At 70.8% G+C, this 12,569-nt stretch carries 12 protein-coding genes; 4 read left to right on the top strand and 8 right to left on the bottom strand.

The window, feature by feature from the left end:
• Positions 1-122: 122 nt before the first annotated feature.
• On the top strand, positions 123-296 hold the full coding sequence (locus ACFZ8E_RS17965) for a hypothetical protein (protein WP_187274654.1): 174 nt from the start codon (positions 123-125) through the stop codon (positions 294-296).
• Positions 297-558: 262 nt separating this feature from the next.
• On the opposite strand, the gene ccrA is transcribed toward ACFZ8E_RS17965, so the two are convergent.
• Both ccrA and ACFZ8E_RS17955 read right to left on the bottom strand, forming a co-directional pair.
• On the bottom strand, positions 559-1,860 hold the full coding sequence (ccrA, locus tag ACFZ8E_RS17960; protein ID WP_243937217.1) for a crotonyl-CoA carboxylase/reductase: 1,302 nt from the start codon (positions 1,858-1,860) through the stop codon (positions 559-561).
• Positions 1,861-2,066: 206 nt separating this feature from the next.
• On the bottom strand, positions 2,067-3,539 hold the full coding sequence (locus ACFZ8E_RS17955; protein WP_405043393.1) for a catalase: 1,473 nt from the start codon (positions 3,537-3,539) through the stop codon (positions 2,067-2,069).
• A gap of 302 nt (positions 3,540-3,841) precedes the next feature.
• On the opposite strand from ACFZ8E_RS17955, the gene ACFZ8E_RS17950 reads away from it, so the two are divergent.
• The 3 genes from ACFZ8E_RS17950 to ACFZ8E_RS17940 all read left to right on the top strand — a co-directional run bounded on the left by ACFZ8E_RS17950 (position 3,842) and on the right by ACFZ8E_RS17940 (position 7,889).
• Positions 3,842-5,884 (top strand): protein meaA, encoded by a 2,043-nt coding sequence (locus ACFZ8E_RS17950; protein WP_147726860.1) that lies wholly within the window; start codon positions 3,842-3,844, stop codon positions 5,882-5,884.
• A gap of 77 nt (positions 5,885-5,961) precedes the next feature.
• Complete coding sequence (locus ACFZ8E_RS17945) at positions 5,962-6,969, top strand: glycosyl transferase (protein ID WP_405043392.1); 1,008 nt, start codon at positions 5,962-5,964, stop codon at positions 6,967-6,969.
• Entirely contained in the window at positions 6,966-7,889 is a 924-nt protein-coding gene (locus tag ACFZ8E_RS17940) for an NAD-dependent epimerase/dehydratase family protein (protein ID WP_405043391.1), read from the top strand. Before ACFZ8E_RS17945 ends, ACFZ8E_RS17940 begins: the two co-directional genes overlap by 4 nt.
• A gap of 8 nt (positions 7,890-7,897) precedes the next feature.
• On the opposite strand, the gene ACFZ8E_RS17935 is transcribed toward ACFZ8E_RS17940, so the two are convergent.
• The 6 genes from ACFZ8E_RS17935 to ACFZ8E_RS17910 all read right to left on the bottom strand — a co-directional run bounded on the left by ACFZ8E_RS17935 (position 7,898) and on the right by ACFZ8E_RS17910 (position 12,550).
• Positions 7,898-8,182, bottom strand: coding sequence for a hypothetical protein (locus tag ACFZ8E_RS17935; RefSeq protein WP_405043390.1), 285 nt, complete (start codon positions 8,180-8,182; stop codon positions 7,898-7,900).
• Positions 8,183-8,261: 79 nt separating this feature from the next.
• On the bottom strand, positions 8,262-8,597 hold the full coding sequence (locus tag ACFZ8E_RS17930) for a PepSY domain-containing protein (protein ID WP_243935642.1): 336 nt from the start codon (positions 8,595-8,597) through the stop codon (positions 8,262-8,264).
• Between the two features lie 108 nt (positions 8,598-8,705).
• Positions 8,706-10,697, bottom strand: a complete 1,992-nt coding sequence (locus tag ACFZ8E_RS17925; RefSeq protein WP_405043389.1) for an SDR family NAD(P)-dependent oxidoreductase — start codon at positions 10,695-10,697, stop codon at positions 8,706-8,708.
• Between the two features lie 51 nt (positions 10,698-10,748).
• Complete coding sequence (locus ACFZ8E_RS17920) at positions 10,749-11,621, bottom strand: DUF1206 domain-containing protein (RefSeq protein ID WP_405043388.1); 873 nt, start codon at positions 11,619-11,621, stop codon at positions 10,749-10,751.
• Positions 11,618-11,959: a hypothetical protein gene (locus ACFZ8E_RS17915; RefSeq protein WP_147728461.1), complete on the bottom strand. Its 342-nt coding sequence runs from the start codon at positions 11,957-11,959 to the stop codon at positions 11,618-11,620. Before ACFZ8E_RS17915 ends, ACFZ8E_RS17920 begins: the two co-directional genes overlap by 4 nt.
• Positions 11,960-11,983: 24 nt before the next feature.
• Entirely contained in the window at positions 11,984-12,550 is a 567-nt protein-coding gene (locus ACFZ8E_RS17910) for a Uma2 family endonuclease (protein WP_405043387.1), read from the bottom strand.
• Between the last annotated feature and the right edge of the window lie 19 nt (positions 12,551-12,569).

Raw genomic sequence — 12,569 nt, 5'->3', positions numbered from 1 at the left:
AAGGCGGGACGGCGAAAGCCGCCCCGCCTTCTTTCGTTCGTCGCGTTCCCTTGCGATCCGCCTGCCCCGGGCGAGCCAGATCCGGGCACGCCGACCCCGACCACCCCGACGTGAGGCCCGGCATGAGCGAGACGAGCAACACCTTCAAGAAAGCGCCCAAGCGCAAGAAGGAGAAGGCCCGCACGGTTTCCGTCTCCCCGGAGATGCGGCAGGCCTACGCCGACCTGATCACCGAGAAGGCGACCAAGCAGGAAAGCTACGGGCGCCACCTGCCGGGGACCGAGACGAAGCGGTAGCGCGGACGGCACGCTGCACGACCGGCTCGAACCCTCGTCGGGTCGCCCGTCGCGGACGTGCGGTGCGTCCCCTCTCCTGACCCCCCTCACGGGGGCCACCCTCCCCCGCAGAGGGGGGAGGGTGGGCACGGGCGCCTCGATGCGATGCGTGACGATGGCCCGGACGGGAGCGTGCCACGACGCGCCGCGCGCGAATCCCTCGGCCAAAGAAAAACCCGCGCCCCCTGAGGGACGCGGGTCTTAAGGCTTCGAAGAGTTCGCGTCAGCCGCGCGGAAAACCCGCCGCCTCGATCACGTCCTCGACCGTCCGCAGGCCGGCGCGCGGAGAGTTGACGAGGCAGGCCATGTTGCCGGGCGGGTGCTGGTTCTTCCACATCTTGGTATGCGCCTGCGGGATCTTCTCCCAGGGGAACACCTCGCTCATGCACGGGTCGACCCGGCGGTCGATCACGAACTGGTTGGCGGCCGAGGCCTGCTTGAGGTGGGCGAAGTGCGAGCCCTGGATGCGCTTCTGGCGCATCCAGACGTAGCGGGCGTCGAAGGTGATGTTGAAGCCGGTGGTGCCGGCGCAGAACACCACCATGCCGCCGCGCTTCACCACCAGCGCCGAGACCGGGAAGGTCGCCTCGCCCGGGTGCTCGAACACGATGTCGACGTCGTTGCCCTTGCCGGTGATGTCCCAGATTGCCTTGCCGAACTTGCGGGCTTCCTTGGTCCAGGTGTTGAACTCAGGCGAGTTCACCTTGGGCAGCTGGCCCCAGCAGTCGAAGTCCTTGCGGTTGATGACGCCCTTGGCGCCGAGGCTCATCACGTAGTCGCGCTTCGACTCGTCCGAGATCACGGCGATGGCGTTGGCGCCGGACGCGGCGCAGAGCTGGACGCCGAACACGCCGAGGCCGCCTGAGGCGCCCCAGATCAGCACGTTCTGGCCGGGGCGGACGGTGTGCGGCGCGTGGCCGAACAGCATGCGGTAGGCGGTGGCGAGCGTCAGCGTGTAGCAGGCGGCCTCCTCCCAGGTGAGGTGCTGCGGCCGCTTCATCAGCTGGCGCGACTGCACCCGGCAATACTGGGCGAACGAGCCGTCGGGAGTCTCGTAGCCCCAGATCCGCTGCGAGGACGAGAACATCGGGTCGCCGCCGTTGCACTCCTCGTCGTCGCCGTCGTCCTGGTTGCAGTGGACGATGACCTCGTCGCCGACCTTCCAGCGCTTCACCTTGGCGCCGACCGCCCAGACGATGCCGGACGCGTCGGAGCCGGCGATGTGGTACGCGGCCTTGTGCACGTCGAAGGGCGAGATCGGCTCGCCGAGGCCGGCCCAGACGCCGTTGTAGTTCACGCCGGCGGCCATGACGTAGACCAGGACCTCGTCGTCGCCGATGTCCCAGACCGGCAGCACCTCGAGCTGATGCGAATCCTCCGGCGGCCCGTGGCGCTCGCGGCGGATCGCCCAGGCATACATCTTGGCGGGCACGTGACCGAGCGGCGGGATCTCGCCCATCTCGTAGAGGTCCTTGACCTCGCCCGTCCCGGCGCTGGCCGGTTGCAGTGCCGCGCTGGCAGCCATCGTCTCTCTCCTGAATCCGTTTCGTGCCCGCTCGCGGTTCTGACGACGCCGCGGTTCCGGCCTAGCGCTATAACGGCGAAGGATGAGGCGTCCAAGGGTCTGCAAGTCGTCCGAAAGGCCAGGAGTACGGTGTCCGACAAGAAAAAAGGCGCCGGCTCATGCCGACGCCTTCTGGATACAAAATTAACTTGGCGGCCACCCAAAAACTATTCGGCGGCGGCCTTGCTCGTCTCGATGCCGAGACCTTCCGCGACCCCGCGGCCGAAGTCGGGATGCACCCTGTACCAGTGCCCGATCATTCGATCCTGGATGTGGCGCGGCGAGTCGCCCATCGAGGTGACGATGTTCTCCACGAGCCGCTTGCGCTCGCCGTCGTCGAATACCCTCGTCCACAGGTCCCGCGGCTGGCCGTAGAGGTCGGCGTCGTCGCCCGGCCAGCCGTAGCGGCCGGCATCCCCGGTGATCCGCAGCTGCGGCTCGGCCACCGACGGATCCTCGACCGGCCCGCCGAAGGAGTTCGGCTGGTAGTCGACCTGCGCGCCGTGGTTGCCGTCCGTGCGCATCGCGCCGTCGCGATGGTAGGTCTGGACGGCGGCCTTCTTCGCCTGGTTCACCGGGATCTGCTGGTAGTTGATCCCGAGGCGGTAGCGGTGCGCGTCGCCGTAGGAGAGCAGGCGGTTCTGCAGCATCTTGTCCGGCGAGAAGCCGATGCCGGGCACGACGTTCGAGGGCTCGAACGCCGACTGCTCGATCTCGGCGAAGTAGTTCTCCGGGTTCCGGTTGAGCTCCATCTCGCCGATCTCGATCAACGGATAGTCGCCGTGCGGCCAGACCTTGGTGAGGTCGAACGGGTTGATGTGGTAGGTGTCGGCGTCGAGCTCGGGCATCAGCTGCACCGAGACCTTCCACTTCGGGAAGTCGCCCTTCTCGATCGCGGTCGAGAGATCGGCGGCCGAGTAGTCCGGATCCTCGCCGGCGATCTTGTCGGCTTCCGCCGCAGAGAAGTTCTGGATGCCCTGCTGGGTGTGGAAGTGGAACTTCACCCAGTGCCGCTCGCCGGCCTCGTTCCAGAGCGAGAAGGTGTGCGAGCCGTAGCCGTTCATGAAGCGGGCCGACTTCGGCGTGCCGCGGTCCGAGTACAGGATCATGACCTGGTGGATCGCCTCGGGGGAGAGGCCCCAGAAGTCCCAGCGGCGCCAATGGGGTTTCAGGTGGGTGCGCGGATCGCGCTTCTGGGTGCGGATGAAGTCGGAGAACTTGATCGCGTCGCGGACGAAGAAGATCGGCGTGTTGTTGCCGACGAGGTCCCAGTTGCCTTCCGAGGTGTAGAACTTCAGCGCGAAGCCGCGCGGATCGCGGGCGGTGTCGGCCGAGCCGGATTCACCGCCGACCGTCGAGAAGCGCGCCACCATCGGCACGTCCTGCCCGACCTCGGTCAGCACCTTGGCACGGGTGTACTGCGACAGGCTCCGGGTCAGCCGGAAGGTGCCGTAGGCGCCGTAGCCCTTGGCGTGGACGACCCGCTCCGGGATCCGCTCCCGGTTGAAATGCGCCATCTTCTCGATGAGATGGTAATCCTGCATCAGCACCGGGCCGCGGGTGCCGGCGGTGAGCGAGTTCTGGTTGTCGGAAATCGGGTTTCCGAACGCCGTCGTCAGACGGGGCGAGGTGTCTGCCATCGTGCAGGGCTCCTTGGCTTGGTGGTCCGCGTGGTCGGGCGCGCACGCCGCGCGTCCAGGTCCGAATGCGGCCAGCCAACGCGCGTCGAGCGGTTTGGAACCGTTCGAAACCGCGGCGGTGCCACCCATCCCCGTCAAATTTCCTTGATGTCGACCCTCAAGTTTTTGCGGGCGCCTCGCCGCCCGGTGACGGGCGCCGGCCCTTCGCATGAGATGACGGCCCGCGACGGCTTCGCTACGGTGCGCCGCAAGGGGCGGGGCGAGCGAGCCGCGCGACGAACGGATCAGCGGAGACGGGTGACATGAGCGCGAGCGCGAGCGTCGACGGGGTGAAGCGCGACAAGCCTTGGATCATCCGCACCTATGCGGGCCATTCGAACGCCAAGGAATCGAACGCGCTGTACCGGGGCAACCTCGCCAAGGGGCAGACCGGCCTGTCGGTCGCCTTCGACCTGCCGACCCAGACCGGCTACGACCCCGACCACGAGCTGGCGCGCGGCGAGGTCGGCAAGGTCGGCGTCTCGATCGCCCATCTCGGCGACATGCGGACGTTGTTCGACGACATCCCGCTCGTCCAGATGAACACCTCCATGACGATCAACGCCACGGCGCCGTGGCTGCTGTCGCTCTACCTCGCGGTGGCGGAGGAGCAGGGCGCGCCGTTCTCGGGGCTGCAGGGCACCACCCAGAACGACATCATCAAGGAGTACCTGTCGCGCGGCACCTACGTGTTCCCGCCGGCGCCGAGCCTTCGGCTGACCAAGGACGTGATCCTGTTCACGACCAAGGAGGTGCCGAAGTGGAACCCGATGAACGTCTGCTCCTACCACCTGCAGGAGGCCGGGGCGACGCCGGTGCAGGAGCTGTCCTACGCGCTCGCCATCGCGATCGCGGTGCTCGACACCGTGCGGGACGACCCGAACTTCGATGCCGAGAGCTTCCCGGAGGTGTTCGGGCGGATCTCGTTCTTCGTGAACGCAGGCCTGCGGTTCGTCACCGAGATCTGCAAGATGCGCGCGTTCTCCGAGCTGTGGGACGAGATCGCCCAGGAGCGCTACGGCATCGACGACCCGAAGAAGCGGATCTTCCGCTACGGCGTGCAGGTGAACTCGCTCGGCCTCACCGAGCAACAGCCTGAGAACAACGTCCACCGCATCCTGATCGAGATGCTGGCGGTGACGCTGTCGAAGCGGGCGCGCGCCCGTGCGGTGCAGCTGCCGGCCTGGAACGAGGCGCTCGGCCTGCCGCGCCCGTGGGACCAGCAGTGGTCCATGCGGATGCAGCAGATCCTCGCCTTCGAGACCGACCTGCTCGAGTACGACGACATCTTCGACGGCTCGAAGGTGATCGACGCCAAGGTCGAGGCGCTCAAGGTCGAGACCCGGGCCGAGCTGGAGCGCATCGGCGGGATCGGCGGCGCGGTCGCCGCGGTCGAGACCGGCGCGCTCAAGCGGTCGCTCGTCGAATCCAATGCCCGCCGCATCTCGGCGATCGAGGCCGGCGACCAGATCGTCGTCGGCGTCAACAAGTGGCAGCAGGGCGAGCCCTCGCCGCTCACCGCAGGCGAGGGCGCGATCTTCACCGTGTCCGAGACGGTCGAGATGGAGGCCGAGGCCCGCATCCGGGACTGGCGCGCGAAGCGCGACGACAACGCCGTCGGCAAGGCGCTCGAGGAGCTCGAGGCGGCGGCGCGCTCGGGTGCCAACATCATGCCGGTCTCGATCGCCGCCGCGAAGGCCGGCGTCACGACCGGCGAGTGGGGGACGCGCCTGCGCGAGGTGTTCGGCGAGTACCGCGCGCCGACCGGCGTCACCCTGCAGACCGTCTCGTCCGGCGCCGCCGAGGAGGCCAAGCTGCTGATCGCCGATCTCGGCGAGCGCCTCGGCGAGCAGCCGCGCCTCGTCGTCGGCAAGCCCGGCCTCGACGGCCACTCGAACGGCGCCGAGCAGATCGCCCTGCGCGCCCGCGACGTCGGATTCGACGTGACCTACGACGGCATCCGCCAGACCCCGGCCGAGATCGTCGCGAAGGCGAAGGAGACCGGCGCCCACGTGGTCGGCCTCTCGATCCTCTCCGGCAGCCACGTCCCGCTGGTGCGCGACGTGAAGGCGAAGATGCGCGAGGCCGGCCTCGACCACATCCCGCTCGTGGTCGGCGGCATCATCTCGCCCGACGACGAGCTGGTCCTGAAGAACATGGGCGTCTCGGCGGTCTATACGCCGAAGGACTACGTGATCGACACGATCATGATCGGCATCGCCAAGGTGGTCGAGCGCGCGATCGACAAGACCAACCGCACCGACGGCGCCGCGAAGGGCAAGGACGCGGCGGCGCAGGTCTATTGAGGCGCGAGGCCGCCGGCTGCAGCGACACGCGCACCCGGCGGCTTCACCCGGGCGGCCCGGGAGCGTAGAGCGGCACCATGCTCGCCCCCCTCATCGCGGTTCCCCTCGCCGCGGCCCTCAGCGCCGGCCTGATCGTCCGGCTCCGGCCGCTGCTGGTCCGCTACGCGCTGGCCCGCCCCAACGCGCGCTCGAGCCACACCGAGCCGACGCCGCAGGGCGGGGGGATCGCCGTCGTCGCGGCGACCCTCGCGGTGACGGGGCTGCTGCTCGCCGCGCCGGATGCGGGCCGCGACGTGCTGTTGCTCGGGCTCGGCGCCGTGGTGCTCGCCCTGGTCGGCGCCGTCGACGACATCCGCCCGCTGCCGGCGTCGCTTCGCCTCGTGCTGCAGGCCCTCGTCGTCGCCGCCCTGGTGGCGAGCGTCGACGGACGGCTGGTGCCGGCCCTGCCGCTCGCGGTGGAACGGGTGCTCGCGGTGCTCGCCGGGATCTGGTTCGTGAACCTCGTCAACTTCATGGACGGGCTCGACTGGATGACGGTCGCCGAGATGGTGCCCGTTACCGGCGCGCTGATCCTGCTCGGCGGGTCCGGCGCCTTGCCGCCGGCCGCGATCCTCGTCGCCGCGGCCCTGCTCGGGGCGATGCTCGGCTTCGCGCCGTTCAACCGGCCGGTGGCGAAGCTCTTCCTCGGCGATGTCGGCTCGCTGCCGCTCGGGCTGATCCTGGCCTGGCTGCTGTACCGGCTCGCCCTCGCGGGCGGCCTCGCCGCGGCGATCCTGCTGCCGCTCTACTACCTCGCCGACGCCACCCTCACGCTGATCCGGCGCGCCGCCCGGCGCGAGCCGGTGTGGCAGGCGCATCGCAGCCACTTCTACCAGCGGGCCACCACGAACGGCATCGCGGTGACCGGCGTCGTCGGACGCGTGCTCGCGCTCAACGCATGCCTGGCCGCGCTCGCCGGAGCGACCTTGTTTTGGCCCTCGCCGGCCATCACCCTCGGTGCCCTGGCGGTCGGATGCGGTCTGGTCGGATCGGTGCTGGCCCGATTCGCGCGGGCGCCGGCCAAGCACGGAGTGACGACGTCTTGAGCCAATTGATCGCGCTCACCGGGGCGACCGGCTTCATCGGCCGGCACGTCCTGAGAGATCTGACGGCGCGCGGCTACCGCATCCGCCTGCTGCTGCGGCGGCCGGTGGACGCGATGCCGGAGGGTGCCTCGAGCGCCATCGTCGGCGACCTGACCCGGCCGATGAACATGGCGGCGGCGCTCGCCGGCGTCGATGCGGTGGTGCATTCGGCCGGCCTCGCGCACGCGATGTCGGGCGCCCCGGAGGACGATTACCGCACGCTCAACACCGAGGCGACGCGGCGCCTGGCCGAAGCCGCCGCGCGGGCGCGGGTGCGCCGCTTCGTGTTCCTGTCATCGATCCGTGCGCAGACCGGCCCGACCGCCGCCGGGACCGTGACGGAGGCCGACGATCCGGCTCCCACCGACGCCTACGGCCGCTCCAAGCTCGAGGCCGAGCGGGCGCTCGACGCCATCGGCATCGATTGGGTCGCCCTGCGGCCCGTCCTGGTCTACGGCGCCGGCGTGAAGGGCAACATGGCCGCGCTGGTGCGGCTCGCCCGCTCGCCGTATCCGCTTCCGCTCGGATCGCTGGCCGGCCGCCGGTCGCTGGTCTCGGTCGAGAGCGTGTCGGCGGCGATCGATACGGTGCTGCGGACCGACGCCGCGCTGAACCGGCCGCTGGTCGTCGCCGACCCCGACGCGCCGACGCTCCCGGAGATGCTGACGGCCCTGCGCGCCGGGCTCGGCCGACGGCCCGGCCTGGTTCCGATACCCTCGGCGGCGATCGGGCTGGCCTGCCGCCTGACTGGGCGAGAGGCGACCTTCTCGCGGTTGGCCGAGAATCTGGTCGCGCGCAGCGACGGTTTGGCGGCCCTCGGCTGGGCGCCGGCCGGCACGACGCGGGACGGCCTCGCTCGGCTCGCGCGCCTGTCGGCCTGATCGGCGGATCAGTCGTCCCGGCAGAACGACGGCGCGGTGCCGTCGTCGATCATCCCGCAGCCCCGGGCGATCTCGGATTCGATCAGGGCGCAGGCATTGTCAGCGTTGCAGGGCGGATGGGTCGCCGGGGAGACCGAGATGCAGCGCTCGACCAGCCGCTCGGCCTGACGCGCCCCGACGGCGGCGCGGCAACTTTCGGCGCTTGCGGATAAGGCCCCGGGCAGGACGATCGCGAACGCCGCAGCGGCGACGATGGAGCTTCGGCGAAGCGATGCGGCGGCGCGGGACGGCATTATCGAAGGCAGGCCTCGGTCGAAAGAAAACCCCGGCCGCGAGGCCGGGGCTCGATCCTACGACACCGAGGCGATGGCGTCAGCGGCGAACGTCGATCACGTCGCCCGAGCGGCTGTCCACCACCACCGTGATGTCGTCGCCACGACGATCCGATCCGCGAACGATGATGCGCGGCCCGCGGCGGTCGACGTTGTCGACGTCGGCGAGGCCCTCGCGACGGGCGATCCGGATCGCCTCGCCGCGGCTCAAGTCGATGTCGTCGCGGGGCCCGCGGTCGCGATAGCCGGGATCGACGCGAACGCCGCCCGGTCCGATCTGGATGCCCTGCGCCGAGGCCGGCGCAGCGACGCCGAGCCCGGCCACGCCGAGACCGGCGACCATCGTGAGGCCTGCGAGAAACGTCTTCGTCCGCATGAATTCGTCCTTCCTTCGGCACACTCCCTGTACGGAAACTGCGCTCGGTTCGGTCGTCGCCTCAATCGGCGGGGCGTCGAATGGTTCCCGACCGGGAAAGCTCGCGAATCAACAGAGGCCGGCGTCGGCGGTTCCGAGGGCCGGCGCATCCGGGCTCGCCGGCGCCGCCGCGACCGGCTTGTTGAAGCGCTCGCGGAAATGCGGGATCGCCGCCTCGAACACCGCCTCCGCGGCGGCCCGGTCGCCGGCCTCCACCGCCTCGCGCAAGGCCGCCGTCCAGGCATCGAGCCGGGCGCGGTCGGCGAAGACCGGCTTGGCCGCCATCACGCCGTCGATCCCGTCGAGGCTGACGCGGGGCTCCTCGCGCGCGAACAGGATCTCGTTCAGGCGCTCGCCCGGCCGTGCGCCGGAGAACACCAGCTCGATCTCCGCGCCGGGCTCGAAGCCGGCGAGCCGGATCATGCGCTCGGCCAATTCGGCGATCTTCACCGGCTGGCCCATCTTGAGGACGTAGACCGCGGCGCGCTGGTCGGCCGCGCCCGGCGCGAGGCTGCGCGCCTCGCGGTCGGCATGCGAGGCCGCGGTGAGGACGAGGTCGGCCGCCTCGCGCACGGTCATGAAGTAGCGAACCATGTCGGGGTGGGTCACGGTGACGGGGCCGCCGCGGGCGATCTGCGCCTTGAACACCGGCACCACCGAGCCGACCGAGCCGAGCACGTTGCCGAAGCGCACCGCGATCAGCCGTGTCGGGTGGCCGGGGATCGCGGCCTGCTCGGCGTCGCGCGCCTGCGCCACCATCTCGGCGAAGCGCTTGGTGACGCCGAGCTGCGACACCGGCTCGATCGCCTTGTCGGTCGAGATCATCACCAAGGCGCGGGCGCCGGCCGCCACCGACGCGTCGGCGACGTTGATCGAGCCGAACACGTTGGTCTTGATGCCCTCGCTCCAGTCGCGCTCGAGATAGGGCACCTGCTTCAGCGCGGCGGCATGGAACACGTAGTCGGGCTGGAATTCGGCGAAGACCGCGTGCAGGCGCTCGCGGTCGCGGATGTCGGCGAGCGTCCCGCCGACCTCGGCCTGCGCGTTGAGCAGCGCCGGCTGGCTCAGGATGCCGTGCAAGGCCGGCTCGGAGCTTTCCACCACCATCAGCGCCGAGGCGCCGAAGGCGAGCGCCCGGGCGCAGATCTCGGAGCCGATCGAGCCGCCGCCGCCGGTCACGAGCACGCGCTTGCCGGCGAGGAACCGCTCCAGCCGCGGCCTGTCGATCGCGACGGTGGGGCGCAGCAGCAGGTCCTCGATCTCGAGCGGCGCGAGCTCGGCGTCGCGCATGCCGTCGCCGAGGCTGACCACCCGGGCGAGCGGCAGGCCGAGCCGCCGGGCGCGGGCGATGAGGTCGTCGGGCTCGGCCTCGGGCGCCAGCGCGCTCGGGGTCGCGACGAGGCGGCGCACCGGCTGCCCGCGGGCGGCGAGGTCGCCGACGACCCGCTCCAGGTCGGCGAAGCCGCCGAGCACGGCGACCTCGCGCATCGTCTGCCCGGCCTCGTCGGCGCGCGGCGAGAGGATGCCCTTCGGCGCGAGCTTGCGCACCGAGCCGGATTCGATCGCGCGCAGCAGCGTCTCGATGTCGGCGCCGCGGCCGAGCAGCAGCGTCGGCACCGTGGCCGAGCGTGCGCTCGACTGCTTGGAGCGGGCGTATTTCAGGTAGCGGAAGGCGAGGCGCGTTCCGCCGAGCAGGAAGATCTGCAGCACCCAGTACAGGACGATGGCGATCTTGCCGAAGAAGTAGAACCCGTACAGGTCCGACGAGACCAGGACGTAGTCGAGCACCAGCAGCCCGAAGGCGAGCACGCTCGCGGCGCGGACGATGCCGGCGAGATCGGGCAGGGAGGCGAAGCGCCACTTGGTGCGGTAGAGCCTGAACCGTCCGTAGACGAGGCCGGCGACGACGAGGAACGGCGGCAGCAGGACGGGAAGCGCGTGCACGCGTTCGGCGAGGGCGTCGCCGGTGAAGCGGAACACGAAGGTGAGGACCACGGCCAGCGCGGTCGCCACGAGATCGTGGACCACCATCACCGCGGTCTTGTAGGTGCGCTGCTGCATGATGTTCCGCGGCGGTATCGGCTCCGCCTCGGGCGGTGTCAACGCGATCGGTCAGCCGGTCGGGCGGACGGCCCGCGCCACCGCGTCGTCGGCCTGGTCGATGTCGGGCGCGTCGATCCGGCGATAGCGGGCCTGGATCAGGCCGAAGGCCCCGAACGCCACGTGGCCGGCCGCGACGATCGCGAGCAGGATCCGGCCGTAGGGCTGGGCGCGCAGGGCCTGGAACGCCCCGGACAGGCCCTTCACCTCCGACGAGGCTTGATACCAGGCCGCGACGACGACGAAGCCGCCGATGATCAGGAATGCGATGCCGCGGGCCGCGTAGCCGAATCGGCCGACCGGCTCCGCCCAGGCCTGCCGTGCCGCGTCGAGGGCGAGGCGCTCGGTCACGTCGCCGCGGACGGCCTTGACCAGGAAGCCGACGCCGCCGCCGGCGACGCCGAGGCCGATCAGCGCCACGGCGAAGCGGCCGAAGGGTTTGGCCAGCAGCCACGCCGTCCAGTCCTGCAGGCCGTCGCCGTCCGACTGCAGGCCGAGCCCGAGGGCGAGGCTCGCCGCCGTGAGCCCGAGGCCGGCATAGATGCCGGCGCTGACGAGGTGGGCGCCCCGCACCATGAGCCCCTTGGGCGAGGTGCCGCGCCGGTCGGCGTCGGTCACTGCCTCGACGAGGCGCCAGGCGGCGAAGCCCCAGAGCCCGAGGGCGATCAGGCCGACGATCCAGGGGCCGAGGGGTCCGAGCAGCACGAAGCGGAGCGCGTTCTCGCTGTCGCCGGCCTTGCCGCCGGCCCCGACCGCCGCGAGCACCGCCAGCACGCCGACGACGCAGTAGACCGCGCCGCGGGCGCAGAACCCGAAGCGCGCCAGCCGCTCGATGGTGTTGCGCCCGGCGAACACGGTGGACGGACCTTGGGCCGAGCCGGTCACGCCGGCTCGCGCTGCGGCTTCCCGGCCAGCGCCACGTAGAACCCGAGCCCGTCCCCGGCCGGGAGCGTCTGCAACCGGTCGACGAGGCCGCGGCGCTTCGCGTCGAGCAGCAGGCGGCCCGCCGGTTGGAACAGGGTCTCGCCGCCGCCCTCAGGCGGCGGATCGAGGCGGATCGCCACGGTCTTGCCCTTGGCGAAGCGGCTCCGCTCCAGCATCTCGTTCAGCGACGCCTCCGCGGTCGCCCGGTTGGCGCCGCGCAGGTCCATCACCGATTCCGCATCGGTGACGCCGAGGCCGCCGCGCAGCTTGTCGGCGTAGAAGTCTTCGAAATGGGGCAAGGGCTGCGACCTGGTGGGTGTTGGCTAGAACGACAGACCGGCGAAGACGGTTGCGACGGGCAAGGCGCCGCCGAATTCGGGAAGCTCGATCGCGTCGTCGAGGCCGAGCGCCTGCTTGCGCCAGGCGTCGCCCTCCTGCCGGCGCCAGACCTCCACCCGCGGCTCGTCCTGATACACGATCAGGAAGACCTGCAGGCTCTCGACGGCACGGTAGAAGTCGGTCTTGCGGCCGCGGTCGGCGCTCATCGCCGAGGGGGACAGCACCTCCGCGACGAGGACGGGATCGGACGCGTAGCCGTCCGGCAGCATCGGGCCGCAACGCACCACCACGTCGGGGATCGGCGCGAAGTCGTCCATGTCCCGGCTGACGACCGCGATGCCGGGGACGACGCGGCAGCCCCGCACATCGGCGAGGTCGCCGAGGCGACGGATGAGGTTGGAGATGATGGTCTGGTGCCGCTCGGTCGGTGGCGACATCAGCACCGGTTCGCCGTCGAGCAGTTCCCAGCGCTCGTCGTCCAGGCGGCCGGCGACCCAAACCCGGTAGTCCGGGACGCTCATGCGGTCGTCCCGCTTCGCCGCGACTGCCATGCGGGCCTCTCCGAACTGC

The organism is Methylobacterium sp. HMF5984, assembly GCF_045033435.1.
Lineage (GTDB): Bacteria > Pseudomonadota > Alphaproteobacteria > Rhizobiales > Beijerinckiaceae > Methylobacterium.
This window is presented reverse-complemented; position numbering and strand designations above follow the sequence as displayed.

Bases quoted from the DNA above. Each gene is read 5' to 3' on its own strand.
- ACFZ8E_RS17965 (WP_187274654.1), top strand. From the start codon at position 123: ATGAGCGAGACGAGCAACACCTTCAAGAAAGCGCCCAAGCGCAAGAAG.
- ccrA (WP_243937217.1), bottom strand. From the start codon at position 1,860: ATGGCTGCCAGCGCGGCACTGCAACCGGCCAGCGCCGGGACGGGCGAG.
- ACFZ8E_RS17955 (WP_405043393.1), bottom strand. From the start codon at position 3,539: ATGGCAGACACCTCGCCCCGTCTGACGACGGCGTTCGGAAACCCGATT.
- ACFZ8E_RS17950 (WP_147726860.1), top strand. From the start codon at position 3,842: ATGAGCGCGAGCGCGAGCGTCGACGGGGTGAAGCGCGACAAGCCTTGG.
- ACFZ8E_RS17945 (WP_405043392.1), top strand. From the start codon at position 5,962: ATGCTCGCCCCCCTCATCGCGGTTCCCCTCGCCGCGGCCCTCAGCGCC.
- ACFZ8E_RS17935 (WP_405043390.1), bottom strand. From the start codon at position 8,182: ATGCCGTCCCGCGCCGCCGCATCGCTTCGCCGAAGCTCCATCGTCGCC.
- ACFZ8E_RS17930 (WP_243935642.1), bottom strand. From the start codon at position 8,597: ATGCGGACGAAGACGTTTCTCGCAGGCCTCACGATGGTCGCCGGTCTC.
- ACFZ8E_RS17925 (WP_405043389.1), bottom strand. From the start codon at position 10,697: ATGCAGCAGCGCACCTACAAGACCGCGGTGATGGTGGTCCACGATCTC.
- ACFZ8E_RS17910 (WP_405043387.1), bottom strand. From the start codon at position 12,550: ATGGCAGTCGCGGCGAAGCGGGACGACCGCATGAGCGTCCCGGACTAC.